Raw genomic sequence first — 25,741 nt, forward strand, 5'->3', positions numbered from 1 at the left:
AGCCGACTTGCGCGGGATCAAGGTGGGGGAGGGTGCGGGATGGCAGGTTGCCGAAAGGAGGAACCTGTCATGCGATACCTGAGTGCGGGGCTATTCATACTGGCGGCGGGCGCGGCTGCGGCGCAGGACTTCGGCCCGGCGGAACGGAATTTCTTCATCCACTGTTCCGGCTGTCACGGCGAGGACGCGACGGGCGAGGGGCCGGTCTCGGTCATCCTCGACACCGCGCCGCCCGACCTGACCCGGCTGGCCGAACGGAACGGCGGCGTCTTTCCGGTGGCGCGCGTGGTCTACCGCATCGACGGCCGCGACCCGGTCACAGCGCATACCGAGATGCCCGAGTTCGGCGAACCGCTGGAAGGGGCGACGGCGATGCTCAAGGCGGAAACGGGTCAGCCCGTGATGACGACCGAGGCGATCGCGGGGCTGGTGCGCTGGCTGCAAGCGGCGCAGCGGTAGGCGCGGGGCATGGGACAAGGTTGGGACGAGGTTGGGACGACGGTGCGCTGAAGCGCACCCTACGGGGTGCTCGCATGGGTGCGCCTGTTGCGGCGGACAAGCGCACCCGACGGGACCGGTAGGATGGGGTTTCACCCCATCCGCACGTTTGACACGCGCGGCGGTCTTGCCTTTTAGCGCCCCGGTGGCGTGAAGGCGCTGGCGATCCCGCCCGCCTGCTTCGTGACGGCGACGAAATCGGCCCCCGTCCACGCGCGGACCGTCTCGATCTTCGATAAAGTTCCCGAAGCGCCGACCGCCAGCGACAGGGCGGCCACGTTGTCGCCGTCCGGGGCCTCGGACACGACGACCACGTCATTCGCGCCCGCGGTCATGTAGAAGCCCAGCATCCTGCCGCCCGATTTCTCGATCAGCGCGCCGATAACCTTCGAGCGGTCCTCGGGCTTCGCGATGAGCCCCTTCTTTCCCTCGACCGAATAGGATGCGTAAGTGATGAAGAGTGGCATGGCTTTTTCTCCGATTGCCGGTTCCCCGCCCGGAGGTTCATCGCCTGACAGACCCGGTCCCAAGACCGGCGCTCCACCCCGGACCGCCCCCACGCGGCCCGCCCTCGAGGGTCGTGATGACGCGCGTTTCCCCAGCCCCTCGTGGACGGAAGTGTACGCCTGTGCGGGGAGTCGGGGAAGGGTGGAGCGCGCCGGGTTTGGTGGGGCCCGAAAGGCGGGAGTGGAGTTGGTGGGCTGAAGCCCACCCTACGGGCGATGGAATTGGATGGACGCATTTGACGCTATTGGGCGGCAAAGAACCTTGAACGTTGATTAATTAGGATGCTGTGGTGAGCTAGAAAGCCCCGCTAGAAATTGTGAGGCTGCCCTACTAACGGGCTCCCATATTGTAACCTCAATTACCCGAGCACACAGGTCTAAGCCGGGGACTAGCAGCATGGTGAACCCGCAAAAGAATATGAAAATACAAAACAAAAGTGACTTTCGCCGTACGCGCGTGCGTGCGAAATATGTTTCACGAAGGATGGATCGGATCAGGTCTTCATGCTTTCTTTTCGCTTCAGCGAAATTGACTGAACTTATTCGATCAAATGCTTCGGCGCGATCGCTCGGAAGCATACGTTTTCCGCCGTCATCCAAAACGGCATCGGCTCGGAAAGAATCCCAGTCAGCGTCATAGTATTTTCCATCAGGAGTCCATGGATCAAAACCACTTCGTTTTATTTCCAAGTGAAACATACTTAACGTTCTGAAGGTAAAATATTTAAAGGCGTAGTCATAGAATGCTTCCTTGGTCTCCCCTAAGCGCATTATACTTGGTCGTCTGATTCTGTAGAAGATGTTGGCGATTGCAATGAAAAATGCTCCGAGAAACATTAGCCTGAATCTTAAGTCTCCGGAAGCAAGGAAATGAGTTTGGATTGATCCGGTGAGTTCTTTGAAGTCAATTCGTTCTATGACGTAGTCATTGAACAAAACTGCGTAACCTAAAATGGGAATTGCAGTCGAAATGCGGGCCGATCTCCCGTTAAGAAACCTGCTGTAGTCTGCCCAGTTAAAATTGTACCAGAAGGTCTGCCAGTTTATGATGTTCAAACATCCAACTCCTCCACGAACCTGGCATTCTCCTGAATATACTGGAACCGTAGCTCGGGTTTCTTGCCCATCAGCCGTTCCACCAGGTCGCCGGTTTCGCCGGGTTCGTCTTCGTCGATGGTGACCCGGATCAGCTTGCGCGAGTTGGGGTCCATCGTGGTTTCTTTCAGGTCCTTCGCGTCCATCTCGCCCAGACCCTTGAACCGGGACACGTCGATCTTGCCCTTGCCGCCGATGCCCTTCTCCAGCCAATAGTCGCGCTCGGCTTCGTCAAGGCAGTACTGGCGGTGCGGGCCCTGCGTCAGACGGAACAGGGGCGGGCAGGCGAGGTACAGGTGACCCGCGTCGATCATCGGGCGCATCTGGGTGAAGAAGAACGTCATCAGAAGCGATGCGATGTGGGCGCCGTCGACATCGGCGTCGGTCATGATGATGACCTTGTCATACCGCAGGTCGTCGACGCGGAACTTGGTGCCCATGCCGACGCCAAGCGCCTGGCACAGGTCGTTGATCTCTTGGTTCTGGCCAAGCTTGGACGAGGCCGCGCCCAGCACGTTCAGGATCTTGCCGCGCAGGGGCAGCAGCGCCTGATTCTTCCGGTCGCGGGCCATCTTGGCCGACCCGCCGGCCGAGTCGCCTTCGACAAGGAACAGCTCGGTCCCGTCACGGGCCGAGGTGGAGCAGTCCACCAGCTTGCCCGGCAGGCGCAGCTTCTTGGTCGCCGATTTCCGCGCGGTCTCTTTCTCTTGCCGGCGGCGCAGGCGTTCCTCGGCGCGCAGCACGAGGAAGTCGAGGATCGCGCCCGCCGACTTGGTGTCGGACGCCAGCCAGTTGTCGAAGTGGTCGCGCACGGCGGATTCCACCAGGCGCGCCGCCTCGGTGGTGGCAAGCCGGTCCTTGGTCTGGCCCACGAATTCCGGCTCGCGGATGAAGCACGACACCAGCGCGCAGCCGCCCGAGATCAGGTCGTCGCGGGTGATGTCCTTTGCCTTGCGGTTGTTGGCGAGTTCGCCGTAGGCGCGGATGCCTTTCAGGATCGCGGACCAGAAGCCCGCTTCGTGCGTGCCGCCCTCGGGGGTGGGGACGGTGTTGCAGTAAGACTGCAGGAACCCGTCGCGCGACGGCGTCCAGTTGATCGCCCATTCCACCTTGCCCGGCTGGTTGAAGCGTTCCTGGAATTCCACCGTGCCTGCGAAAGGGCGGTCGGCATAGGTCGAGGATCCGTTCAGTTGCTCGGCAAGATAGTCGGCCAGACCGCCGGGGAAATGGAACGTCGCCTCGGTCGGGGTCTCGCCGTCGTCGATGGCGGATTTCCAGCGGATCTCGACGCCCGAGAACAGGTAGGCCTTCGACCGCACCATGGTGAACAGCCGCTTGGGCTTGAACCGGTGGTGGCCGAAGATTTCCTCGTCTGCATGGAAGGTTGTCGTGGTGCCGCGCCGGTTCGGAGCGGCGCCGATTTCCTCGACGGGGCCAAGGGGCACGCCGCGCGAAAATCGCTGTTCGACCAGTTTCCGGTCCCGCGCGACCTGCACCACCATCGAATCCGACAGCGCGTTCACCACCGAGGCGCCCACGCCGTGCAGACCGCCCGAGGTTTGATAGGCTTTGCCCGAGAACTTGCCGCCCGCGTGCAGGGTGCAAAGGATCACTTCCAGCGCCGATTTGCCGGGGAACTTCGGGTGCGGGTCGAAAGGCATGCCGCGCCCGTTGTCGCGCACGGTCAGCGCGTAATCGTCGTGCAGCTCGATCTCGATCCGGTTGGCGAAGCCCGCGACCGCCTCGTCCATCGAGTTGTCGAGGATCTCGGCCACCATGTGATGCAGCGCCCGCTCGTCGGTGCCGCCGATATACATGCCGGGTCGCTTGCGGACAGGCTCCAGCCCCTCCAGAACCTCGATGGAACTCGCGTCGTAGGATTGCTCGGCGCTTGCGCCGGCCAAGAGATCGTCTGCCGCCATGTTCTGCTCTTTTTCGTGTTTAAGCACGGATTAGACCAGCTTTTGCAGGCGATGGGAAGCGGGGCGGTGGGAAAAGCTGTGGACCGTTTGGCGGTCGGGGTCGGCGCTGCTGCTTCTGCGGGCGCCGGACACGGGGAACCAGCGCCGGGCGGGCGCTCGAAAAGCAAAGCCCGCGCTGACCAGGCGCCCGGAAAAGCAAAACCCGCGCTGACCAGGCGCCCCAAAAAAGCAAAACCCGCGCTGACCAGGCGCGGGCGGCTAGTGGCCCGGCGGCAGGGAGACCCCCGCCGCCGGAAGCCGGGTTCAGCGACCGTAGATACCTTCGAGGGTTTCCGGCATGGGCGCTTCTTCGAAGTCGCCCGTAGCTGCCGGAGCCGGCACGAGTCGGAGGGAGGGAGAGAGTTCTTCCACCTGTCCGTGCAGCTCGAAAGCTTGGTCGCTGTCCATGTACGGGGGGACCACCACGCTGTCGCCAGCTTCCCAGTCGGCGGGGATGCCGACACGGTGGCTGTCGACCATCTGCAGCGCATCGACGACCCGCAGGATCTCGTCGACGCTACGGCCGACGTTAAGCGGGTATTCGAACAGCATGCGCACGCGCAGCGCGGGGTCGATGATAAAGCTCTTGCGGATCGCCATCGCGCTGCCCTGCTTGGGGTGCACGGCGCCGAACGCGTGGCTCAGGTGCGCCTCGCGGTCGTCGATCACGGGATAGTCGATCTGAAGTCCGAAGATACGGCCGATTTCGGCTTCCCACTTCGAATGCGCAGCCGCCGAGTCGGCGCACAGGCCAAGCACTTCGACGCCACGCTTGCGGAAGAAGGGCGCGGCATTCGCGATGCTGGCCACTTCCGTCGCGCTGACACCCGACCGGATGGTGGGGTGGCTGAAGAAATAGACCCAGCGGCCCTCGGCCCAGCTGTGGAAGTCGATGCTTCCGTGCGTGCTGTCGGCGCGGAAGTTGGGGAAGATGTCACCGATACGCGGAACCCAGTCGACGGATTCGCGGTACCCATACGGAAATTCGACAGTCTTTCGGGGGGAAGAGGGGCCGTACGCCTGGGTCTGACCCTTGCGTGCGAAGATGTTTTCAAAGCCCAATTTAGCCTCCGGGAACTGGTACTGCTCTGACACTGGGTCATTTGATCAAGACCCGTTAAGACAACCGCTAGGTGTCGATCATGGCTAAATTGGGGCAGTTCTAAAAAAACCTGCGGATGTCATGGATCAATTTCTTAACCTGCCTAAAAAATGAGTAAATCATTACGGTAGAATAATTTATCTAACGCTTTAGGCTTCAAGAATTTGCAATAATTTCTCAGGTTGGTTGGGGTTTCTCGGTGCTCGGGGGCGGTTCCTGGGGTCATTAACTTATTTCCCTTTACGCCTTCTGGGTGAGTCGCGGCAGGCTTGATGCGGATCAAGGTTTGCAGGGCCCCGATCAGCTAGACTGGTCGCGGAAAAAGACAAGGAGAGACCGCATGTGTGCGAAGGGGAACGATACTGTTGCGACGCTGCCCGCGAACGGGGTGGCCGAAGCCGAGGCGCTTCATGCGTTTCCGACCGTGACGCCCGATCAGGTGCGGGAGGCGTTCGAAAGCGGGCAGTACCCCTACAGCAAGAAACTTGCCCGCGATGCCTACGAGATAAGGAAGGCCGAGTTGCAGGCAGAGCTTTTGAAGCTGCAACTCTGGGCCAAGGACACCGGCCAGAAGTTCGTCCTGTTGTTCGAGGGACGTGACGCGGCGGGCAAGGGCGGCACCATCAAACGGTTCATGGAACACCTCAACCCACGGCATGCGCGGGTCGTGGCCTTGAACAAACCGACGTGGGAAGAGCAGGGCCAGTGGTTCTTTCAGCGCTATGTCGCCGAACTTCCGACGGTCGGTGAAATGGTTTTCTACGACCGGTCTTGGTACAACCGGGCGGGCGTCGAGCGTGTGATGGGTTTTTGCAGCCCGAACGAATATCTGGAATTCATGCGGCAGGCGCCGGAACTGGAACGGATGATGGTCCGGTCGGGAATCCAGTTGTTCAAATACTGGTTCTCGGTAACCCGCGAGGAACAGCGCCGCCGGTTCAAGTCGCGCGAAACGGATCCGCTGAAACAGTGGAAGCTGTCACCGATCGACAAGGCGAGCCTCGACAAGTGGGACGACTACACCGAAGCGAAAGAGGCGATGTTCTTCTACACTGACACCGCCGACGCGCCGTGGGTCATCGTGAAGTCGAATGACAAGAAGCGGGCGCGGCTGAATTGCATGCAGCATTTCCTCGCCAGCGTCGACTATCCCGACAAGAACGAAGAGATCGTCGGCCATCCGGACCCGCTTATCGTGGGGCGGGCGCAGCACGTGGTGCAGAATTCCGAGCATGTGCTGTCGAACTCGTTGCACCCGGACAAGCGTCTGACCTGATCCGGCGGACGCGACGTCGGGGTTTCAGATTTCCCGCAATCCAGACAGCAAAAGGGGCGCTCTTGGCGCCCCTGATTGTACAATCACGACAATCCGTCAGCTATGCTTCGGCTTGGGCCGCAACCGGATCACCACGTCGACGGCAGAGATCTCGGCGCCTTCGGGCGCGCCGGGAAGGCGCGCGATCTCAAGCTGTTCCGCCGGTGCGTCAGAGAGATGCGAATCGTCTTCCCAATAGAAATGGGGGTGGTTCGAGGTGTTGGTGTCGAAATAGCTCTTCGACCCGTCCACCGTGATCTCGCGCATCAGGCCCGCGTCGCAGAAGGCGCGCAGCGTGTTGTACACCGTCGCCAGCGACACTTTCTCGCCCGTCTCGCAGCTTGCCGCATACAGGCTTTCCGCGGTGACGTGGCGGTCGTGGCCGTCGCCCACCAGCAGGGCAGCCAGCGAAACGCGCTGCCGCGTCGGTCGCAGCCCGGCCTTGCCCAGCCATTCTGTTCCGCGTTTCTGGCGAATGTCGGTCTCTTGCATCATGGTCCTAATCCCGCACCTGTATAATATAAAGGTGCTGTCGGCAGAGATTCAAACGGTTTCCTGCGGCATTGGGTAAGGGGTGCGACGGTAGTGGCGTCCGGAGCGCCTTGCAACGGCGCGTCAGCGAGTGATAGAGACCCGACAGATTTACCAAGGCGAATGCAGGGAGCCGCGCGGGCATGGGCCAGTATCCGACATCTTTCGGCAAGGACGAGCTGCTTAAATGCGCCCGGGGCGAGCTATTCGGGCCGGGCAATGCCCAGCTTCCAGAGCCTCCGATGCTGATGATGGACCGGATCACAGAGGTCTCGGCCGATGGCGGAGAGCACGGCAAGGGCCACATCCGGGCGGAACTCGACATCACGCCCGACCTCTGGTTCTTCCCCTGCCACTTCCCGGGCAACGAAGTGATGCCCGGCTGCCTGATGCTTGACGGCCTGTGGCAGCTGACCGGCTTTAACCTCGGCTGGCGCGGCTGGCTGGGGCAGGGCTTTGCGCTGGGCGTGGGCGAGGTGAAGAACTCTGGCATGGTGCGGCCCGACCGCACGCTTGTCACCTACGAGGTGGACTTCTCGCGCGTCATCGATCGGAAGCTGAAGATGGGCGTTGCCGATGGCAAGGTCTTCGCCGATGGTGAACTCGTCTGCGAAGCCAAGGGCATGAAGGTCGGCCTGTCCGCCGCCAAGGAAGCCTGAACAGACCACTGGGAGGTCCGTCTATGCGCCGCGTCGCCATTACCGGACTGGGGATCGTGTCTTCGATCGGCAACAACGCCGATGAAGTCGTCACCAGCCTGAAGGCCGGGAAATCCGGCATCGTCGCCGCACCCGACTACACCGAGCGCGGGTTCCGCAGCCAGGTGAAGGGCGAAATCAACATCGACGTGGCAGAACACGTCGACAAGCGCCTGCTTCGGTTCATGGGGCCGGGCGCCGCTTACAGCTATATCGCGATGGAACAGGCGATTGCCGACGCGGGCCTGACCGAGGCCGATGTGTCCAACCCCTCGACCGGCCTGATTGCCGGGTCGGGTGGTCCGTCGACATCCGCCATGTTCGCCGCGCACCAGACGGTGCTGGAAAAGGGCGCGCCCAAGCGGATCGGTCCCTTCGCGGTGCCGAAATGCATGTCGTCCACGATCTCGGCCAACCTGTCGACGGCCTACAAGATCAAGGGCGTGAACTTCTCGATCACCTCGGCCTGTTCGACCTCGTTGCACTGCATCGGCATGGCGGCGCAGCAGATCATGCTGGGCCAGCAGGACATCATGTTCGCCGGCGGTGGCGAGGAACTGGACTGGACGCTGTCGTGCCTGTTCGACGCGATGGGCGCGATGTCGTCGAAGTACAACGACGATCCGGCCCGCGCGTCGCGCGCGTTCGACGCCAACCGCGACGGCTTCGTGATCTCGGGCGGCGGCGGCATGGTCGTGCTTGAGGATCTCGAGCGGGCCAAGGCGCGCGGTGCGACGATCTACGCGGAAGTCACTGGCTTCGGCGCCACCTCGGACGGGCACGACATGGTCGCGCCGTCGGGCGAGGGCGGCGAGCGGGCGATGCGACTGGCGTTGAAGACGCTGCCCGAGGGCCGCAAGGTCAGCTATATCAACGCGCACGGCACCTCGACCCCGGTCGGCGACGTGGGCGAGGTCGAAGCGGTGCGCCGCGTGTTCGGCGACGGCCAGACGCCGCCGGTCAGCTCGACCAAGTCGATGACCGGCCACGCGCAGGGTGCGGCGGGCGCGCTCGAGGCGATCTTCTGTCTTCTGATGATGAAGAACGACTTCATCGCCCCCTCGATCAATGTCGAGACCCTCGATCCGGCTCTGAAGCCCGAGGAAATCGCGACGAAGACGGTGACCGGCGCCGGGCTGGATACCGTCATGACCAATTCTTTCGGCTTCGGCGGCACGAACGGTTCGATGCTTCTGAGCAAATTCGACGGATGACACGACATGGCTGACCTGATGCGCGGCAAACGCGGCTTGATCATGGGCGTTGCGAACGAGCGTTCCATCGCCTGGGGGATCGCCAAGGCGATGGCCGCCGAGGGGGCCGAACTGGCCTTCACCTACCAGGGCGAGAACTTTGCCAAACGCGTGAAGCCTCTGGTGGATACGCTGGGCGACTGCATGCTCATCGACTGCGACGTGATGAACGAAGCGAAGATGGACGCCGCCTTCGAACAGCTGGCCGACACGTGGGGCAGCCTCGATTTCGTGGTGCACGCCATCGCCTATTCCGACCGCGCAGAGCTTTCGGGGCGGTTCATCGACACCTCGCTGATGAACTTCACCAACTCGATGGCGATCTCGTGCTACTCGCTGATCGACGTGGCCCGCCGGTCGCGCGCGCTGATGCCCGAGGGCGGCACCGTCCTGACGATGACCTATCAGGGTTCGACCCGTGTCACGCCCTATTACAACGTGATGGGTGTCGCGAAGGCAGCGCTGGAATCGACGGTGAAGTATCTGGCCAACGATCTTGGCCCGGAAGGCATCCGCGTGAACGCGATCTCGCCCGGCCCGATGAAGACGCTGGCCGGCGCGGCCATCGGCGGCGCGCGCAAGACCTTCAAGCACACCGAACTGAACTCGCCGATGCGCCGGAACGCGGCGCTGGAATCGGTGGGCGGCACGGCGGTCTACCTTGCGTCGGACTACGGTCGCGACACCACCGGCGAGACGATCCGCGTCGACGGCGGCTTCCACGTTCTGGGCATGCCGCAGACGGAAAATCTGTAGGCCCGACCCCGGACCCAGTGGCGCGCTGCCCAATCGCGCGCCACTGCACGCAGACCGCGCGGGCGCGCGCAATCACCGCGGCGATTTCCCGTTAACGCTGTCAAAGTTTCGCTCTAGGGTGCCGTCATGTCGATCTGGACCCGCATCGCCCAGGCAATTTCTGCACTCGCCAAGGGCGAGGGCCTGTCGGCCGTATTCGACAGGCTGCGCACGCCCCCCGAACGCTCGGTCGCCTTCACCATCGCCGTGGTGGCGCTGGGCGCGAAGATGGCCAAGGCGGATGGCCGGGTGACCCGCAACGAGGTTTCGGCCTTCCGCGAGGTCTTCACCATCGCCCCCGAGGAAGAGGACAACGCCGCTCGCGTGTTCAATCTCGCCCGCACCGATGTCGCGGGTTACGAGGAATACGCGCGCCGCATCGCCCGCATGTTCCCCGAGGATTCGGGCGTACTGTGCGACCTGATGGAAGGGCTGTTCCACGTCGCCGTGGCCGACGGCAATTATCACGACGCCGAGGACGAGTTCCTGTCGAACGTGGCCGGGATCTTCGGTCTCAGCGAATTGCAGTTCCGCCGCGTGCGGTCCCGCTTTGTCGCGGATTGCGCACCCGATCCCTACGACGTGCTTGGCGTCTCGCCCGACACGCCGCTGCCGGAGATTCGCCGCGCGTGGCTTCAGATCGTGCGCGAAAGCCACCCCGACCGGCTGGTCGCCCGTGGCCTGCCGGAAGAAGCGGTGCGGATGGCCGAGAAGCGGCTGATCGACGTGAACAACGCGTGGGAAGAAATCCAGGCGATGGCGGCCTGATCCCGTGCGGATCGCGACCTACAACGTCGAGTGGTTCAACGGCCTGTTCGACGACGCCAACGGACTTCTGGAAGACGGCGAGTGGTCCGCCCGCCACAACGTGACCCGCGCCGATCAGCTGACCGCGCTGGGCATTGTCTTTACCGCGATGAACGCCGACGCCGTGCTGGTGGTCGAGGCGCCCGACACCGTGCGCGAACGCTCGACCGTGGCGGCGCTGGAAGCCTTCGCCGCGCGGTATGACCTTCGGACGCGGAAGGCGCTTTTGGGCTTTTCGAACCAGACGCAGCAGGAAATCGCGCTGCTTTACGATCCGGACGTCCTGAGCGCGCGGCACGATCCCTGGGGGGCGCCGGTGGGCAAGCGCGGCAAGGGCAGCCTGCCGCGGTTCGACGGGACCTTCCGGCTGGATCTCGACACGGACGCGGCGCCGGAATCCATCGTGTTCTCGAAGCCGCCGCTGGAAGTGGCGCTGGAAACGAAGCGGGGCCAGCGGCTGCGGCTGATCGGCGTACACGTAAAGTCGAAAGCGCCGCATGGGGCCACGAACCCCGATCAGGTCATGCGCATCTCGATCGAGAACCGCCGCAAGCAGCTGGCGCAATGCGTCTGGCTGCGCCGCCGCGTGGACGAGGTGTTGCAGGACGGCGAGGACCTGATCGTTCTGGGCGACTTCAACGACGGTCCAGGCCTTGACGAGTACGAGAAGCTGTTCGGCCGGTCCGGGGTCGAGATCGTGATGGGTGACGACGACGGCCGGACGCCGCTGTACGACCCGCACGCCCGCATGGCGCTGTCGCAACGGGTGGGCGCGATGCCCTCGACCGCGCGGTTCTACATCCGGCAGGAACAGCGCTATCTGTCGGCGCTGCTGGACTATGTGATGATCTCGCCCCGCCTGCGGCGGCGTGACCCGCACTGGCGGATCTGGCATCCGTTCGACGACCCGGTTTGCTATGGCACGCCGGAACTGCGCGAGGCGCTTCTGACCGCTTCGGATCATTTTCCGGTGACGCTGGACCTAGACCTGCGCTGATGGGGGTCATGGACCTGTCGCGCAGAGCGCCTATATTCAGGGCATGAAACAGATTGTCCCCGCGGTGCTGTGCGCCGCCATGCTCGTCGCGCCGCTGCCCGCAGTCGCGCAGGACGATTCCGAGATGTCGGAGGGCCTGAGCCTTCTCGAGGAAGGCACCAAGCTTCTGCTGCGCGGCCTGATGAACGAGATGGGCCCGGCGATGGAAGAAATGTCGGAAGAACTGCGCGGCGCCATCAAGGACATGTCCGCCTATCACGCGCCCGAGGTGCTGCCCAACGGCGACATCCTGATCCGCCGCAAGGTGCCGCTTCAGGTCGAGCCCGAGATCGACCCCGAGAGCGGCCCCGAAATCGGCGAAGACGGCGAGGTCGAGCTTTAGGCCGCGCGGAATCCGGCGCTGCAAGGCGCTGCGATTTAGATAACAATTTACATACTTCCTGCACTGGTTAATCTAATGCCGCTTAGATTGACCAGAACCGGTGCCGAAAGCGCCCGAGCAGGAGTAATTCATGCCGACATTCGATTTTCAGGTTAACGGACCCGAGACGGCGGCCATCACCGGGTCGAACACCGTTTATACCGGGGCAAACTTCAGTTCCGATACCGCGTATTGGACCGAAGGCGGCGTGTCCTTCGCGTATTCCCACACGGGCGTCGGCACGGCGGACATCGGAACCGAGGGTATCGATGATGCGGTCCTGCTGTTTGCCGGCGGCGCAAACGGGGTCAACGGGACCTTGATGAACGTCGATACGGATACATCGCAGCAGAACTTCTGGGGCTTTTCGGCAGATCTGGTCCCGACCGACTCTGCGGTGTTGGGGACATGGGTTCTGAATTTCATCCAGACCCGAACGATCGGCGGCGCGACACAGGCGCCGGTTACCGTGGACACGCTCGTGATCACCGAGAACATGAACGTGACCACGGCAAACGGGTCGTCCAACAACGATCCCAACCTGATGCCGGTGACGGCGGCTGACGGGATTCACTTCAACCAGATCCAGTTCACCAGCAGTTCGGGCAATGTCCTTGCCTTCGACAGCGTGACCATGTCGCTGGAATGCTTCTGCGCGGGCACCCGGATCGCGACGCCCGAGGGACCGCGCCGGGTCGAGGACCTCGCCGCGGGCGACATGGTGCTGACCGCCGAAGGCCATGCCGTCGCGGTGCGCTGGCTGGGTGAACAGCGCGTCTCCGCGACCTTCTCGGATCCCGCCCGCGTCAACCCGATCCGCATCTCGGCGGGCGCGCTGGGGCAGGGGCTGCCCGAACGCGATATGCTGGTCTCGCCCGATCACGCGCTGGCGCTGGATGGCCTGCTGGTGAACGCGGGGCTCTTGGTGAACGGCTCGACCATCGCGCAGGTTCGCGACATGGGCGGCGACTTCACCTACTACCACGTCGAGGTCGACGGGCACCGCCTGTTGCTGGCCGAGGGCGTGGCGGCGGAAAGCTATCTGGAACAGCGCACCATGCGGTCCTTCTCGAACGCCACGGACCGGACCGCGGTCGCGGTGGCCGAGATGGACATGCCGCGCATCACCGCGCGCCGCCTGCTTCCCCGGACGCTTCGGAACCGCATCGCCGCCGGCGCCCGCCGCGCGGCCTGATCGCAACACGTGCCGCGGCCTCTCGAACCGGGGGCCGCGGTGTCAGACGATCTTGGTCTCGGCGCCCAAGGTGTTCGCAAGCGACTGGAACCGGGACTGCGCCACCTCTCCGAACAGCACCTTGGCGCGGTCGCTGAGGTCAAGTTCCAGCAGCTTCTTGCGCGGCTTCCACGACAGGGTGCCGATGCTTTCGTCGGTGTCGGCGGTCAGCATCGAGCCGAAGCGCATCGCCTTGCCCAGAACCTCGGCCTGATGCAGTTCCTCGTCCGACAGCAGACCCAGCAGGTCTTCAAAGTGAGTGCCGGACCGGTTGTTCTTGTAGCGGTGCAGCAGCGCCAGCCCGAGGAAGATCCGCTGCGGGTGGGTCAGACCGCCCATCGAGGCGCGGGTGACATAGTCGAAGCAGGCCTCGTGGCGATAATCGGGGTGCGCGCGCCAGCTCACATCGTGCAGCAGACAGGCCGCCTTGACGATGCGGCGGCGGGCCAGCGGCAGGTCCTCGAACAGCGGCGAGACGAAATGGTGCAGCACGCGCCCGAAACCCGGCCGGCGGCTGTCTTTCTGCTCGGCGAAGCGGCAGGCCTCGATCAGCGGGTCGCGCTCGCGCAGTTCGCGGGGCATCTGCTGGTACAGCAGCCCCTCGCGCAGGCCATAGCTTGAGATTGCGATCTCGCGCGGCTTCAGCACCGCCACCAGTTCGCGCAGCACCTCGCAGGCCAGCGGCACAAGCGCCATCCGGCTGGACGAGGTGCCGGACTTCGACGCCAGTTCCGACGAGTCGTTGGCGGCGATCCAGTCGATCGTCTCGGTCACGTCGCGCGGGGTCATGCGGTATTCGTGCAGGACGTGCAGCGGATAGTCGCGCCGCACCATGTCGTGCCGCGCGATGGCGCGCCACGAGCCGCCGACGAGATACAGGCGGTCTTCGTGCGGGCCGATCTTTTCCCACATCTCGGCGATGGTCGACCGGATGTGCTCGCGCCGCTTCTTCTTGTCCTTGATGCCCTGCAGCTGCAACGGCCCCAGCGGCGAGGTTTGGCACAGGCCGATCTCGCCCTCCAGCAGCGCGGCCAGTTCCATCGACGACCCGCCGATGTCGCAGACGATGCCGGTGGCGTCCGGCCAGCCCAGCAACACGCCCTGCGCCGACAGCCGCGCTTCCTGCTCGCCGTCGATAACCCAGACGCGAAGCCCGGTCTCGCGCAGCACTTCCTCGCAGAACTCGGGCCCGTCCTCGGCGTTGCGCATCGCGGCGGTGGCGACCACCGTCAACGGCGCCATCTGGAAGTCCTCGGACAGCAGCTTGAACCGGCGCAGCGCATCAAGCGCGCGCTTGCGGCCTTCCGGGTTCAGCCGCCCGGTCTCGGCATAGCCCGCGCCAAGGCCGGCCATGATCTTCTCGTTGTAGAAATAGGCGGGGCTGCGGGCGGCGCCGTCGAAGATGACAAGGCGGACCGAGTTCGACCCCACGTCCACCACGCCCACGCGCTTCAGCCACTGGGATGCCGGATCGTCGAACAGCGGCCGCCCGAAGGGGCCCCAGTCGTCGGCTTGCGGGTCGTTGCCGCCGTCCATGCTTGTCTCTCGCCTCGTCGTGGTGGCGGCCAAATCGCACACCAGCTTCCGGGGGTCAATCGCGGCGTGCGCGTGGCGCCGCGGTGGGCGGCTTTCGCAAGCCAACGGCGGCGCGCCCGGAGGGTCCAGGAGCCTCCGGCGGGAATATTTAAGGACCAAAGAAACAGGAAGACGCGCCCCTTCTTTGGTCTTCAAATATCCCCGCCGGAGGCGGAAAGTTCTTCAATCCTCGGTATGCGTCAGTTCGGGAACGTCGGCGGCGCCCGCCGAGCCGCGGCCCGACAGCGAGGGGTTCTCCATGAAGAACCGGTGGCAGTTGAACAGCTGCTGGCCGTCCTGCGGGATGTCGCGCGTGAATTTTCCGTCCGGCGCCATGACCCAGCTTTGCGCCTCGTCCGCAAGGTTCGCGGCCATGATCTGCCCGACGATCTGCGCCTTCACCGTGGCGTTGGTGCATTCCACCAGCGTCTCGATCCGGCGGTTCAGGTTGCGGCCCATCCAATCCGCCGACGACATGAAGACGCGCGCCTTCTTCGAGGGCAGCGAGGCGCCGTTGCCGAAGCAGACGATGCGCGAGTGTTCGAGGAACCGGCCGACGATGGACTTGACCCGGATGTTCTCGGACAGGCCCTTGATGCCGGGCCGAAGCCCGCAGATGCCCCGGATCACGAGGTTGATCTTCACGCCCCGCTGCGAGGCCCGGTACAGCGCGTCGATCACGTCGGGCTCGATCACCGAGTTCATCTTGGCCCAGATCTCGGCGGGCTTCCCGGCCTCGGCGTTGTCGCCTTCCTTCTCCATCAGTTCGATCAGGCGCGACTTCAGCCCGTGCGGCGAGATGGCGAGGTTCTCCAGCCCCTCGGGCGGGGCGTAGCCGCCGACGTAGTTGAACACTTTCGTCGCGTCGCGCCCCAGCGCGGTGTCGCAGGTGAAGAAGGACAGGTCCGTATAGATCCGCGCGGTGATCGGGTGGTAGTTGCCGGTGCCGTAGTGGGTGTAGGTGACCAGCTTGCCACCCTCGCGGCGCACCACGGTCGAGATCTTGGCGTGAGTCTTCCAGTTCAGGAAGCCATAGATCACGTGCGCTCCGGCGCGTTCCAGCCGCCGCGACTGGCGGATGTTGGCGGCCTCGTCGAACCGCGCCTTCAGTTCCACCAGCGCGGTCACAGACTTGCCCGCCTCTGCCGCCTCGCACAGGGCGGTGACGATGGGGGACTCGGTCGAGGTCCGGTACAGCGTCTGCTTGATCGCCAGCACGTCCGGATCCGCCGCCGCCTGGTTCAGGAAGCGGATCACCATGTCGAAGGTCTCGTACGGGTGATGCAGCAGCATGTCTTTCTGGCGGATCGCCGCGAACATGTCGCCGTCATGGTCCTGCACCCGTTCCGGCACGCGCGGCGTGAACGAGGGCCACAGCAGGTCGCGGCGGTCGTCCAGCACCAGTTCCTTCAGGTCGGCGACGCCGATCATGCCCGACAGCTCGATCACTTCGCTTTCGCCGACGTGCAGTTCGTCGACGATGACTTTCTGCAGCGCTTTCGGCGCGTTGGCCGAGATGGACAGGCGGATCACCTCGCCGCGGCGGCGGCGTTTCAGCGCCACTTCGAACTCGCGCACCAGATCCTCGGCCTCGTCCTCGACCTCCAGGTCGCTGTCGCGCAGCACCCGGAACGAACAGTGGCCGGTCGCCTTGTAGCCCGGAAACAGCACGCCGATGTACAGCAGCAGCAGCTCTTCCAGCGGCAGGAAGCGGCGGGTCTCGCCGACATCGGGCAGCGCCACGAAACGGTCGATCTGGTGCGGGATCGGCAGCAGCGCCTTCAGTTCCTGCCGGTCCGACGACCGCTTCATCTGCAGCGCCAGCGCATAGCCGGTGTTGGGGATGAACGGGAACGGGTGCGCCGGGTCGATCGCCAGCGGCGACAGCACGGGGAAGACATTCGAAAGGAAGATCTCGTCCAGATGCGCGCGGTCCTCGTCGCGCAGCGTCTCGGAGGTTTCCAGCACGATGCCTGCGGTCTCCATTTCGTCGCGCAGGGCGTTCCAGACTTCCTGCTGGTGTTCCATCAGCGCGCGGGCGTCGGCGTTGATCAGCACCAGCTGTTCCGAGGGCGACAGGCCATCGGCGGCGGGCGTCTCGTTGCCGGCATGGGCCAGTTCACGCAGACCCGCCACGCGGACGGTGTAGAACTCGTCGAGGTTGGTGGCGCTGATCGACAGGAAGCGCAGCCGTTCGAGCAGCGGAACCTTCGGGTTCTCGGCCTCTTCCAGCACACGCCAGTTGAAGCCAAGCCAGCTGAGTTCGCGGTTGAAGAAGCGTTTCGGGCCTTCCACCTCTTCGGGGGGAAGCTCGACAGGGGCCGGGAAGGGCGCCTTGAGGAAATCTGCCTGGGTCATGTCCGCGTGTTAAGCCGTTCTTGGTGACACTGCGGTGACAGTTATGACCCCGGCTGTCCCATCTTGTCGAGAACCTCGCGGACCAGCGGCTTGGTCAACCGCTTGCGGCGCCCCGAGAACGCCGCGCGGTTCAGCGCGGCGGCAAGATCGGCGGCAGCGGAGAATCGGCGCTCCATCCGTTGGATCGCGTAAGTGACGATGTCGGGGGCGAAATCGATCTGCCGCTCGATCAACTGTTTGACCAGCACCGCCGTCAGCAGCGCGTCGTCGGGCGGCTGCAGTTCCGCGGTCGCGGTGGCCTGCATCCGGCTGGCAAGGTCCGGCAGGCGCAGCGCCCATTGAAGCGGCGGCTTCGCGGCGGTCAGCATCAGCGGGCGGCCCTCGGCAAGGCACAGGTTGTGCAGGTGGAACAGCGCGCGTTCGGCCGCGTCGTCGCCGGCCAGCGTGTCGGCGTCCTCGATCACCACCGGGGTCGCCACCATAGCGGGGACGTCGGCGGCGGTCAGGTCGGCCGCGTCGGTGATCGTCGCGCCGGTCTGGGCGGCCCACACATGGGCGAGGTGGGTCTTGCCCGACGCCGCCGGGCCATGCAGCACAAGCTTGTGCGAGGGCCACGACGGCCACGCCTCGACCGTCGCCACGGCGGTGGCGTTGGCGGGAGAGATGAAGAAATCCCCGCGGCCCAGCGACGGGCGCCGGGTCAGGTCAAAGCTGTACTGTTCGTCCAAGGGTCAGTCGCGCCCGGCTTGGTCCTGAGTCTCGAGCCCCTTGTAGAGGCGGCCCTGCTTGTATTGGTCCACCGCGAACCGTGCAAGCACGCCAAGCGCCGCCGAGACGGGAACCGCGACCAGCATGCCGACGAAGCCGAACAGCGAGCCGAAGGCCGACAGCGCCAGCAGCAGCCAGACCGGGTGCAGCCCGACCGAGTCGCCCACAAGCTTCGGCGTCAGGATGTTGCCCTCGATGAACTGGCCCGAGAAGAAGATGCCCGCGATGATCGCGATGTGCAGCCAGTCGCCCCAGAACTGGAACAGCGCCAGGCCGATGGCCAGTGCGCCGCCGACCAGCGCGCCGACGTAGGGGATGAAGGTCAGAAGTCCCGCGATGGCGCCGATGACCAGGCCGAACTGCAACTGCGCCAGCATCAGCGCGATGGCGTAGTACGTGCCGAGGATCAGCATCACCACGCCCTGACCCCGGATGAACGAGGCCAGCGTCTTGTCGATGTCGTGCGCCAGCTTGCGGATCGTCGGCGCGTGGTCGCGCGGCAGCAGGTCGTCGATGCGGGCGACCATCCGGTCCCAGTCCAGCAGCAGGTAGAAGGCCACCACCGGCACGATGACCACCAGAAGCAGGATGTTCAGGACGCTCAGCGCCGAACTCAGCACCGTCTCGACCAGCGCTGCGCCGCGTTCTTTCAGCATCTCGCCCAGCGATTGCAGCGACTGGCGGATCGTCGAATCCTGGTCCATCAGCGACGGCACGTGCACCGCCAGCCAGGATTGAAGGTTCTCGGACAGGCGGGGAAAGGTGTCGATCAGCGAGTTCGCCTGCCGCACGAGGGTCGGAAGGACGGCAAGGTTCACGATGGCGAAGACGAGAACCGCGCAGACGGAAATCAGGATCGTCGCGGCGATGCGGCTGAACCCGCGCCGTTCCAGCCAGTCGGCAATCGGGTCCAGCAGGTAGGCCACCGCGCCGCCCAGTACGAAGGGCAGGATCACGTCGCCCAGCAGCCACATGACGACAAGGAACACCGCGATGGCGATGCCCCAGATTCTAAGCTGCTGGTTCGCGGGGAGCGCCATATTGAAATCCGTTCGGTAATACGCGCGGGAAAACTGGCCGATGCCCCGCCCTGTTGCAAGCGGGGATTACCTAAGCCTGCCGCGGGTTACTTCAACCGCCGGTCGGCCAGCCCCTCGTAGCTTGGCAGGCCAAGCTGTCCGAGGTTCGCCTTGATATCCTCGGCCAGAAGGTCGACCACATGCGCCGCGCCGCGCGGCCCGAAAGACGCGAGCCCATAGTGGAAGGCGCGGCCGAGGAAGACGAAATCCGCCCCCGAAGCCAGCGCCCGCAGGATGTCGAGGCCGCTGCGGACGCCGCTGTCGAAAATCAGCGGATAGTCCGGCCCGACCGCCTCGCGGATCGCGGGCAGCACCTCGATGGAGGACGGCGCGCCGTCGAACTGGCGACCGGCATGGTTCGACACCCAGACGGCATCGGCGCCCGCCTGCTTCAGTTTCACCGCGTCGCCGGGTTCAAGGATGCCTTTCACCACCAGCGGCCCGTCCCATTCCTCGCGCAGCGCTTGCAGGTAGTCCCAGTCGGGCGAGGTGCGGATCAGATAGCCTACGTGCGCGGTCGACGACAGCGCGCCGGAGCGCCCGGTGTAGCTTTCGATGAAGGCGAGGCGGGGCATGCCGACGCGGGCGGTGGCCAGCGACCATGCGGGCCTGGTGGCGCACTGCCACGCGATGCGCGGGGTGATGCGCGGCGGGCTGGTCATGCCGCCCCGGCGCTGGCGTTCGCGGCGGCTGGCATAGGGCACGTCGGCGGTCAGAACGAGGGTGCGGAACCCGCTGTCCTTCGCACGCTTCAGCATGTCGGTCCGGATCTTCGGGTCGCGCGGCGGGTACAGTTGGAACCAGCCGTCGCCCTTGGTGTGCGGACCGACATTCTCGGGCAGCTGTGTCGCCACGCAGGACAGGCCATAGGGGATGTTCCGTTCCGCCCCCAGCTTCGCCAGCGCCACCTCGGCGCCGGGCCAGACCAGGCCGGACATGCCGACCGGAGAGATCCCGAACGGCAGGGCATAGTCTCGGCCCAGCAGCGACTTTTCCAGCCGGAACTCGGGCTCGCCGAACAGCACGTCAGGGCGAAAGCGGATCTCGTCCAGCTTGTCGCGGTTGCGCTTCTCGGTGCTTTCGGTGCCGGTCGCGCTGTCCATGAAGTCCCACACGAAGCGGGGCAGGCGGCGCCGGGCGCGGTCGCGCAGGTCCGAGATGGCGGGGTGGGTTTGGTCGAGATCGCTCAATGTGTCACCAGATGTCCGAAAAGGCCCAGTCCGAAGCCCAGCACCGCGCCGAAGGGAGGCCCCCAGCGGTTTGCCAGCGGCGCCTGCGGCGCAACGTCCTGGAAGATAAGGTAAAGGATGCCGCCCGAGGCCGTCATCATCAGCGCCCCCAGCAGCGTCGGCGTGTCCGCCATGACAAGATGGCCCAGCAGCGCGGCGGCGGGGCCGACAAGCGCCAGAAGGCAGAAGGTTCTCAATGTCTTGCCGCCCGGATGCCCCTGCGACGCGGACTCGCGGTAGGCGTTGAAGCCCTCGGGCAGGTTCTGCAGCGCGATCAGCAGGGCCAGCAGCGGCGCCGCATCGCTGCCGGAGGCGAACAGCGCGCCAAGCGCCACCGCTTCCGGCACGAAATCCGCAAGCATCGCCAGCAACTGGCCCCTGTGTCCGGCGGCCTTCGCCAGCGTCCGGTCGATCAGCATGAACAGGCAACCGCCGCCCAGCAGGCAGGCCACGGCCCAGAAGGGCGACAACGCCTCGGCCCCCTGCGGCACCAGCACCAGCGCCACCGCCGCCATCAGCGCGCCGCCGCCGAAGGCGATGACGAAATGGACCAGAGCCTGCTCGACGGTGAAGGGCCGGACATGCTCTGCCCGCGCCAGCACGCCGCCCAAAGGCATCATCGCGCCCGCCAGCAGGGAATAAAGGACCGCTTCGATCATGCAGACTGCTTAGCGCGGCGGATCGGAGTGGGGAAGATGGGCGCGTGGCGGGGATATCAGTAAGCCTTAACGTGTGGTATCGGGGATTAACTTTTCGTTAAGGTATTGGTCTGGAGGAGCCCCGATATGAATGAACTCGCAAGTACTTTCTTACTTTGTACGCTGCTCTCGGGTGGGGAGACAGAAACCCGCCATTATTTCCCGAATATCGGCGAGGAACGGTATGTGCGTATCGATTGTGAAACGCCAACCCATGTTATCGAAGTCGGCTTGGACAACACGTCATCCAATCGAGACAGTGTCCATCAGGCGCTTTTTGCCGCGATACTGACGGATAAGGCTCCGATGGTAATCGTCATAGATACGGACGGTGTCGAAGATCGGTATCAATATGAACTGAGGAAGGTCACAGAGCGGGCTGGTGTCGCCTACGCAGTCTGCTCTCGGGACTTTGTTCGCCGGTGGGTGGCGACGTCTCCCTATCGCGACCTAGGCAACGACAAATTTCTCTACGACCTACCTGAAGACGCTACGGCAAAGCAGCATTGCAATCTTGGAAGCGCCTTCGAGGTTCCCTCTTTGGAACAAATCTCAGTATCGCCGGAAACACCGGACAAGTAATTGGCGACTTCCACCCATCGCGGTCGAGTGTAGAGAACATTAAGAGAACAAGGCTTTTCCTCGACCGCCGGAGGGGCTAGATTGCCCGCATGAGCAATTTCGCCGAAGACGACGCTTTCGAGGCCGCCGCTTCCGGGTCCCTGTCGGCCCGCGCGATGGCAGCGCGGCCCGCCCCGTACCTTGACGACCTCAACCCCGCGCAGCGCGAAGCGGTAGAGGCGCTGGACGGTCCTGTCCTGATGCTCGCGGGGGCGGGCACCGGCAAGACCAAGGCGCTGACCACCCGCATCGCGCACCTGCTGAACTCGGGCAAGGCGCGCCCGAACGAGATTCTTGCGGTGACCTTCACCAACAAGGCCGCGCGCGAGATGAAAGAGCGGGTTGCGAAGCTTTTGGGCCAGACGGTCGAGGGTATGCCGTGGCTGGGCACCTTCCACGCCATCTGCGTCAAGCTTCTGCGGCGGCACGCGGAACTGGTTGGGCTGAAGTCGAACTTCACCATCCTCGATACCGACGACCAGATCCGCCTGCTGAAACAGCTGATCGTCGCCGCCAATATCGACGAGAAACGCTGGCCGCCCCGGATGCTGTCCGGCATCATCGACAACTGGAAGAACCGTGCGTGGACGCCCGACAAGGTGCCCGCCGCCGAGGCCAGCGCCTTCAACCAGCGCGGCACCGAGCTTTACGCCCAGTACCAGGCCCGCCTGAAGGAGCTGAACGCGGTCGATTTCGGCGACCTGCTGCTGCACATCCTGACGATCTTCCAGACCCATGCCGACGTTCTTGCGCAATACCAGCGCTGGTTCCGCTATGTGCTGGTCGACGAATATCAGGACACCAACGTCGCCCAGTACATGTGGCTGAGGCTGCTGGCGCAGGGGCACAAGAACATCTGCTGCGTCGGCGACGACGACCAGTCGATCTACGGCTGGCGCGGCGCCGAGGTCGGCAACATCCTGCGGTTCGAAAAGGACTTTCCGGGCGCCAAGGTGATCCGGCTTGAACAAAACTACCGCTCGACACCGCACATTCTCGCCGCCGCCTCGCGCGTGATCGACACGAACGAGGGGCGGCTGGGCAAGACGCTGTGGACCGACAAGAACGACGGCGAGAAAGTCCGCCTGATCGGCCACTGGGACGGCGAGGAAGAAGCCCGCTGGATCGGCGAGGAACTGGAGGCGATGCAGGGCGGGACCCGTGGCCTGCGTCCGATGGACTTGGACGAATGCGCCATTCTGGTGCGTGCTTCGCACCAGATGCGGGCGTTCGAGGACAGATTTCTGACAATCGGCCTTCCCTACCGTGTCATCGGCGGCCCCCGCTTTTACGAGCGGATGGAGATCCGCGATGCCATGGCCTATTTCCGTGTCGCCTGCTCGCCGGACGACGATCTGGCGTTCGAGCGGATCGTGAACACGCCCAAGCGCGGGGCGGGCGACAAGGCGCAGCAGACCATGCAGCGCGCCGCGCGGGCCAATGGCGTGTCGCTGCTGGAAGGCGCGCGGCTGTGCGTCTCGGCGGGCGACCTGACCGGCAAGGCGAAGGGCCAGATCGGCGCTTTGGTCGAACAGTTCGACCGCTGGCACGCCAAGGCGCTGGACCCGAAACAGAACCACATCGAACTGGCCGAACAGATCCTTGACGATTCCGGCTACACCGCGATGTGGCAGAACGACAAGACGCCCGAGGCGCCGGGCCGGCTGGAGAACCTCAAGGAACTCGTGAAGGCGCTGGAGAATTTCGAGAACCTGCAGGGTTTCCTCGAACACGTCGCGCTGATCATGGACAACGAAACCGACGACGGCGGCGCCAAGGTGTCGATCATGACGCTGCACGGGGCCAAGGGGCTGGAATTCCCCGCCGTGTTCCTGCCGGGGTGGGAGGACGGTCTGTTCCCCTCGCAGCGTTCGATGGACGAAAGCGGCGTGAAGGGGCTCGAAGAGGAACGGCGCCTTGCCTATGTCGGGATCACGCGGGCCGAGGAACTGTGCACGATCTCCTTCGCCGCCAACCGGCGGGTCTATGGCCAGTGGCAGTCGGCGCTTCCTTCGCGCTTCATCGACGAACTGCCCGAGGATCACGTCGAGGTGCTGACCCCGCCGGGCCTTTACGGCGGCGGCTATGGCGCGGCGGGCATGGCGGGCGGCTCCAACATCATGGACCGCGCGGCCGAGGCGAATGTCTACAACTCGCCCGGCTGGAAACGGCTTCAGGCGCGGCAATCCACACGCGGCATGAGCCAGCCCCAGGAAAGCCGGAACATGGTGATCGATTCCACCGCCGTCTCGGCCTTCACGCAGGGCGACCGGGTGTTCCACACCAAGTTCGGCTATGGCTACGTGATGGGGATCGAAGGCGACAAGCTGGACATCGAGTTCGAGAAGGCCGGGTCCAAGAAGGTGGTGGCGAAGTTCGTCGTTGCCGCCGACCGCGCCGACGACGTACCCTTCTGACCGCCTAAGCCGTTGACGGGGCGGGGGTGCTTTCCCCCGGCCGCCATCCCGCCTATCGTGCGCCCGCACGACTTGGAGGAGGCGCACCCGTGAACATCCTGTTCATCATGTACGACCAGTTGCGGTTCGACTACCTGTCCTGCGCCGGTCACCCTCACTTGCACACGCCGAATTTCGACCGCGTCGCGGCCCAGGGCGTGCGGTTCACCAACGCCTATGTCCAGTCGCCGGTCTGCGGCTCGTCGCGGATGAGCTTCTACACCGGGCGCTACCCGTCCTCGCACGGGGCGCAGTGGAACGGGTTTCCCCTGCGGGTGGGCGAACAGACGATCGGCGACCACCTGCGCAAGCTGGGGATGGGCTGCTGGCTGATCGGCAAGACCCACATGAAGGCGGACGCCGAGGGGATGGAGCGGCTGGGGCTTGTCCCCGACAGCGTGATCGGTGCGCGGCAGGCGGAATGCGGTTTCGACGCGTGGATCCGCGATGACGGGTTGTGGGGGCAGGGGCCGGACGGATTTTATGATGCGAAACGATCGCCTTACAACGAATACCTGAAGGCGAAGGGCTACGACGGTGAAAACCCGTGGGCCGACTACGCCAACGCCGGGGTCGCGGATGGCGAGATCGCCAGCGGCTGGATGTTCGCCAACGCCGACAAGCCCGCCAACATTCGCGAGGAAGACAGCGAGACGCCGTGGCTCACCGGCGAGACGATCCGCTTCATCGAACAGGCCACGGGGCCATGGTGCGCTCATGTCTCCTACATCAAGCCGCACTGGCCCTATATCGTGCCCGCGCCCTACCACGCGATGTTCGGCCCCAACCATGTCCCCGCCGCCACCCGGCACGCGATGGAACGCGACGACCCGCACCCGGTGCTGGCCGCCTACCAGTCGAACCGCATCGCCTCGGCCTTCCAGCGCGATGACGTGCGCGACAAGGTGATCCCGGCCTACATGGGGCTGATCAAACAGTGCGACGACCAACTGGGGCGGCTGCTGGATTACCTCGAAAAGACCGGCCGGATCGACGACACGATGATCGTTCTGACCTCGGACCACGGCGACTATCTGGGCGATCACTGGCTGGGCGAGAAGGACATGTTCCACCAGCCGGCGGTGAAGATCCCGTTGATCATCCGTGACCCGCGCCCGCAGGCCGACGCCACGCGGGGCACCACCTGCGACGCGCTGGTCGAGGCCATCGACCTCGCCGCCACCTTCATCGAGACGGCGGGCGGCGCGGTTCCGTCCCACATCGTCGAGGGCCGGTCGCTGCTGCCATGGCTGAACGGCGAAACGCCCGACTGGCGCGATGTGGCGATCAGCGAATACGACTATTCCGTCACGCCGATGTGCGCCGCGCTGGGCCTCGAAAGCCGAGACGCCCGCATGTTCATGGTGTTCGACGGGCGCTGGAAGCTCATTCACTTCGAAGGCGGCTTCCGCCCGATGCTGTTCGACCTCGAAACCGACCCCGACGAGTTCCGCGACCTTGCCAGGTCCCCCGGCCACGAGGCCGAGATCGCGCGGCTCTACGACGCTCTCGCCCGCTGGGGCCGCCGCATGTCGCAGCGGGTCACCCGTTCTGACGCCGACATCGCCGCGATGCGTGGCCGCTCGGCGCGGAAGGGCATCCTGCCGTTCCTCGTCGATGGCAGCGAGGTTCCCGAGGACCTGACCGTGAAATACCGCGGCCCGGTACGCCAGACCCATCTAGGCGAAGACTGAGCGGCGGCAGGGGGCTCTGCCCCCCGCGCGCTTTGCGCGCTCCCCCCGAG

At 64.6% G+C, this 25,741-nt stretch carries 23 protein-coding genes; 12 read left to right on the forward strand and 11 right to left on the reverse strand.

The genetic code is table 11. The features are described 5' to 3' along the window. Nucleotides 1-69 precede the first annotated feature (69 nt). Nucleotides 70-459, forward strand: coding sequence for a c-type cytochrome (locus tag ACP156_RS02470; RefSeq protein ID WP_425049701.1), 390 nt, complete (start codon nucleotides 70-72; stop codon nucleotides 457-459). Nucleotides 460-632: 173 nt separating this feature from the next. Here ACP156_RS02470 and ACP156_RS02475 read toward each other — a convergent pair whose 3' ends face one another. The 4 genes from ACP156_RS02475 to ACP156_RS02490 form a co-directional block, all read right to left on the reverse strand. Next, on the reverse strand, nucleotides 633-965 hold the full coding sequence (locus ACP156_RS02475) for a GYD domain-containing protein (RefSeq protein ID WP_425049702.1): 333 nt from the start codon (nucleotides 963-965) through the stop codon (nucleotides 633-635). Nucleotides 966-1,277: 312 nt separating this feature from the next. Continuing rightward, nucleotides 1,278-2,060, reverse strand: coding sequence for a hypothetical protein (locus ACP156_RS02480; RefSeq protein WP_425049703.1), 783 nt, complete (start codon nucleotides 2,058-2,060; stop codon nucleotides 1,278-1,280). Then, a complete protein-coding gene (parE, locus tag ACP156_RS02485; protein ID WP_425050806.1) occupies nucleotides 2,057-4,021 on the reverse strand; it encodes a DNA topoisomerase IV subunit B in 1,965 nt (654 codons plus the stop codon). The genes ACP156_RS02480 and parE overlap by 4 nt, the downstream gene beginning before the upstream one ends. A 303-nt stretch (nucleotides 4,022-4,324) precedes the next feature. Then, on the reverse strand, nucleotides 4,325-5,122 hold the full coding sequence (locus ACP156_RS02490; RefSeq protein ID WP_425049704.1) for a redoxin domain-containing protein: 798 nt from the start codon (nucleotides 5,120-5,122) through the stop codon (nucleotides 4,325-4,327). 380 nt (nucleotides 5,123-5,502) lie between these two features. On the opposite strand from ACP156_RS02490, the gene ppk2 reads away from it, so the two are divergent. Beyond that, on the forward strand, nucleotides 5,503-6,438 hold the full coding sequence (ppk2, locus tag ACP156_RS02495; RefSeq protein WP_425049705.1) for a polyphosphate kinase 2: 936 nt from the start codon (nucleotides 5,503-5,505) through the stop codon (nucleotides 6,436-6,438). A 96-nt stretch (nucleotides 6,439-6,534) separates the two neighbouring features. On the opposite strand, the gene irrA is transcribed toward ppk2, so the two are convergent. Further along, entirely contained in the window at nucleotides 6,535-6,972 is a 438-nt protein-coding gene (gene irrA / locus ACP156_RS02500) for an iron response transcriptional regulator IrrA (protein ID WP_425049706.1), read from the reverse strand. A 179-nt stretch (nucleotides 6,973-7,151) separates the two neighbouring features. Here irrA and fabA point away from each other — a divergent pair, with 179 nt between their 5' ends. The 7 genes from fabA (at nucleotide 7,152) to ACP156_RS02535 (ending at nucleotide 13,174) form a co-directional block, all read left to right on the forward strand. After that, a complete protein-coding gene (gene fabA, locus ACP156_RS02505; RefSeq protein ID WP_425049707.1) occupies nucleotides 7,152-7,667 on the forward strand; it encodes a bifunctional 3-hydroxydecanoyl-ACP dehydratase/trans-2-decenoyl-ACP isomerase in 516 nt (171 codons plus the stop codon). 23 nt (nucleotides 7,668-7,690) lie between these two features. Further along, a complete protein-coding gene (gene fabB / locus ACP156_RS02510; protein WP_425049708.1) occupies nucleotides 7,691-8,920 on the forward strand; it encodes a beta-ketoacyl-ACP synthase I in 1,230 nt (409 codons plus the stop codon). Nucleotides 8,921-8,926: 6 nt separating this feature from the next. Then, nucleotides 8,927-9,715, forward strand: a complete 789-nt coding sequence (locus tag ACP156_RS02515) for an enoyl-ACP reductase FabI (protein WP_425049709.1) — start codon at nucleotides 8,927-8,929, stop codon at nucleotides 9,713-9,715. A gap of 126 nt (nucleotides 9,716-9,841) precedes the next feature. Further along, nucleotides 9,842-10,522 (forward strand): TerB family tellurite resistance protein, encoded by a 681-nt coding sequence (locus ACP156_RS02520; protein ID WP_425049710.1) that lies wholly within the window; start codon nucleotides 9,842-9,844, stop codon nucleotides 10,520-10,522. A gap of 4 nt (nucleotides 10,523-10,526) precedes the next feature. Then, the gene (locus ACP156_RS02525; protein WP_425049711.1) at nucleotides 10,527-11,558 is read left to right on the forward strand and encodes an endonuclease/exonuclease/phosphatase family protein; all 1,032 of its coding nucleotides are present in this window, start codon (nucleotides 10,527-10,529) and stop codon (nucleotides 11,556-11,558) included. A gap of 43 nt (nucleotides 11,559-11,601) precedes the next feature. Further along, nucleotides 11,602-11,940 (forward strand): hypothetical protein, encoded by a 339-nt coding sequence (locus ACP156_RS02530; protein ID WP_425049712.1) that lies wholly within the window; start codon nucleotides 11,602-11,604, stop codon nucleotides 11,938-11,940. A 130-nt stretch (nucleotides 11,941-12,070) separates the two neighbouring features. Then, nucleotides 12,071-13,174 carry a Hint domain-containing protein gene (locus ACP156_RS02535; protein ID WP_425049713.1) on the forward strand — a complete coding sequence of 368 codons (1,104 nt, stop codon included), beginning with the start codon at nucleotides 12,071-12,073 and terminating at the stop codon, nucleotides 13,172-13,174. 42 nt (nucleotides 13,175-13,216) lie between these two features. On the opposite strand, the gene ACP156_RS02540 is transcribed toward ACP156_RS02535, so the two are convergent. The 6 genes from ACP156_RS02540 to ACP156_RS02565 all read right to left on the reverse strand — a co-directional run bounded on the left by ACP156_RS02540 (nucleotide 13,217) and on the right by ACP156_RS02565 (nucleotide 20,881). Further along, nucleotides 13,217-14,749 (reverse strand): Ppx/GppA family phosphatase, encoded by a 1,533-nt coding sequence (locus tag ACP156_RS02540; RefSeq protein ID WP_425049714.1) that lies wholly within the window; start codon nucleotides 14,747-14,749, stop codon nucleotides 13,217-13,219. A gap of 222 nt (nucleotides 14,750-14,971) precedes the next feature. Then, nucleotides 14,972-17,146: an RNA degradosome polyphosphate kinase gene (locus ACP156_RS02545; RefSeq protein ID WP_425049715.1), complete on the reverse strand. Its 2,175-nt coding sequence runs from the start codon at nucleotides 17,144-17,146 to the stop codon at nucleotides 14,972-14,974. A 41-nt stretch (nucleotides 17,147-17,187) separates the two neighbouring features. Continuing rightward, a complete protein-coding gene (locus ACP156_RS02550; RefSeq protein ID WP_425049716.1) occupies nucleotides 17,188-17,874 on the reverse strand; it encodes a chromosomal replication initiator DnaA in 687 nt (228 codons plus the stop codon). Nucleotides 17,875-17,877: 3 nt separating this feature from the next. Next, a complete protein-coding gene (locus tag ACP156_RS02555; protein ID WP_425049717.1) occupies nucleotides 17,878-18,954 on the reverse strand; it encodes an AI-2E family transporter in 1,077 nt (358 codons plus the stop codon). An 86-nt stretch (nucleotides 18,955-19,040) separates the two neighbouring features. Then, the gene (locus ACP156_RS02560; protein WP_425049718.1) at nucleotides 19,041-20,183 is read right to left on the reverse strand and encodes an alpha-hydroxy acid oxidase; all 1,143 of its coding nucleotides are present in this window, start codon (nucleotides 20,181-20,183) and stop codon (nucleotides 19,041-19,043) included. After that, nucleotides 20,180-20,881, reverse strand: a complete 702-nt coding sequence (locus tag ACP156_RS02565) for a ZIP family metal transporter (protein WP_425049719.1) — start codon at nucleotides 20,879-20,881, stop codon at nucleotides 20,180-20,182. Before ACP156_RS02565 ends, ACP156_RS02560 begins: the two co-directional genes overlap by 4 nt. A gap of 126 nt (nucleotides 20,882-21,007) precedes the next feature. Here ACP156_RS02565 and ACP156_RS02570 point away from each other — a divergent pair, with 126 nt between their 5' ends. From ACP156_RS02570 to ACP156_RS02580, 3 genes are all read left to right on the forward strand, one after another. Further along, nucleotides 21,008-21,502, forward strand: a complete 495-nt coding sequence (locus tag ACP156_RS02570) for a hypothetical protein (RefSeq protein ID WP_425049720.1) — start codon at nucleotides 21,008-21,010, stop codon at nucleotides 21,500-21,502. Nucleotides 21,503-21,591: 89 nt separating this feature from the next. Continuing rightward, nucleotides 21,592-23,958 carry an ATP-dependent helicase gene (locus tag ACP156_RS02575; RefSeq protein WP_425049721.1) on the forward strand — a complete coding sequence of 789 codons (2,367 nt, stop codon included), beginning with the start codon at nucleotides 21,592-21,594 and terminating at the stop codon, nucleotides 23,956-23,958. Nucleotides 23,959-24,047: 89 nt separating this feature from the next. After that, nucleotides 24,048-25,691 carry a sulfatase-like hydrolase/transferase gene (locus ACP156_RS02580; protein WP_425049722.1) on the forward strand — a complete coding sequence of 548 codons (1,644 nt, stop codon included), beginning with the start codon at nucleotides 24,048-24,050 and terminating at the stop codon, nucleotides 25,689-25,691. Nucleotides 25,692-25,741 lie beyond the last annotated feature (50 nt).

It is taken from the genome of Psychromarinibacter sp. S121 (genome assembly GCF_049801035.1).
Taxonomy (GTDB): domain Bacteria; phylum Pseudomonadota; class Alphaproteobacteria; order Rhodobacterales; family Rhodobacteraceae; genus Psychromarinibacter.

Excerpts from the sequence above, each read along its gene's own strand:
- ACP156_RS02555 (WP_425049717.1), bottom strand. The coding sequence starts at position 18,954 with ATGGCGCTCCCCGCGAACCAGCAGCTTAGAATCTGGGGCATCGCCATC.
- ACP156_RS02475 (WP_425049702.1), bottom strand. The coding sequence starts at position 965 with ATGCCACTCTTCATCACTTACGCATCCTATTCGGTCGAGGGAAAGAAG.
- ACP156_RS02570 (WP_425049720.1), top strand. The coding sequence starts at position 21,008 with ATGAATGAACTCGCAAGTACTTTCTTACTTTGTACGCTGCTCTCGGGT.
- ACP156_RS02470 (WP_425049701.1), top strand. The coding sequence starts at position 70 with ATGCGATACCTGAGTGCGGGGCTATTCATACTGGCGGCGGGCGCGGCT.
- ACP156_RS02520 (WP_425049710.1), top strand. The coding sequence starts at position 9,842 with ATGTCGATCTGGACCCGCATCGCCCAGGCAATTTCTGCACTCGCCAAG.
- ACP156_RS02530 (WP_425049712.1), top strand. The coding sequence starts at position 11,602 with ATGAAACAGATTGTCCCCGCGGTGCTGTGCGCCGCCATGCTCGTCGCG.
- ppk2 (WP_425049705.1), top strand. The coding sequence starts at position 5,503 with ATGTGTGCGAAGGGGAACGATACTGTTGCGACGCTGCCCGCGAACGGG.
- ACP156_RS02540 (WP_425049714.1), bottom strand. The coding sequence starts at position 14,749 with ATGGACGGCGGCAACGACCCGCAAGCCGACGACTGGGGCCCCTTCGGG.
- parE (WP_425050806.1), bottom strand. The coding sequence starts at position 4,021 with ATGGCGGCAGACGATCTCTTGGCCGGCGCAAGCGCCGAGCAATCCTAC.
- fabB (WP_425049708.1), top strand. The coding sequence starts at position 7,691 with ATGCGCCGCGTCGCCATTACCGGACTGGGGATCGTGTCTTCGATCGGC.
- ACP156_RS02575 (WP_425049721.1), top strand. The coding sequence starts at position 21,592 with ATGAGCAATTTCGCCGAAGACGACGCTTTCGAGGCCGCCGCTTCCGGG.
- ACP156_RS02535 (WP_425049713.1), top strand. The coding sequence starts at position 12,071 with ATGCCGACATTCGATTTTCAGGTTAACGGACCCGAGACGGCGGCCATC.
- ACP156_RS02515 (WP_425049709.1), top strand. The coding sequence starts at position 8,927 with ATGGCTGACCTGATGCGCGGCAAACGCGGCTTGATCATGGGCGTTGCG.
- irrA (WP_425049706.1), bottom strand. The coding sequence starts at position 6,972 with ATGATGCAAGAGACCGACATTCGCCAGAAACGCGGAACAGAATGGCTG.
- ACP156_RS02565 (WP_425049719.1), bottom strand. The coding sequence starts at position 20,881 with ATGATCGAAGCGGTCCTTTATTCCCTGCTGGCGGGCGCGATGATGCCT.
- ACP156_RS02545 (WP_425049715.1), bottom strand. The coding sequence starts at position 17,146 with ATGACCCAGGCAGATTTCCTCAAGGCGCCCTTCCCGGCCCCTGTCGAG.
- fabA (WP_425049707.1), top strand. The coding sequence starts at position 7,152 with ATGGGCCAGTATCCGACATCTTTCGGCAAGGACGAGCTGCTTAAATGC.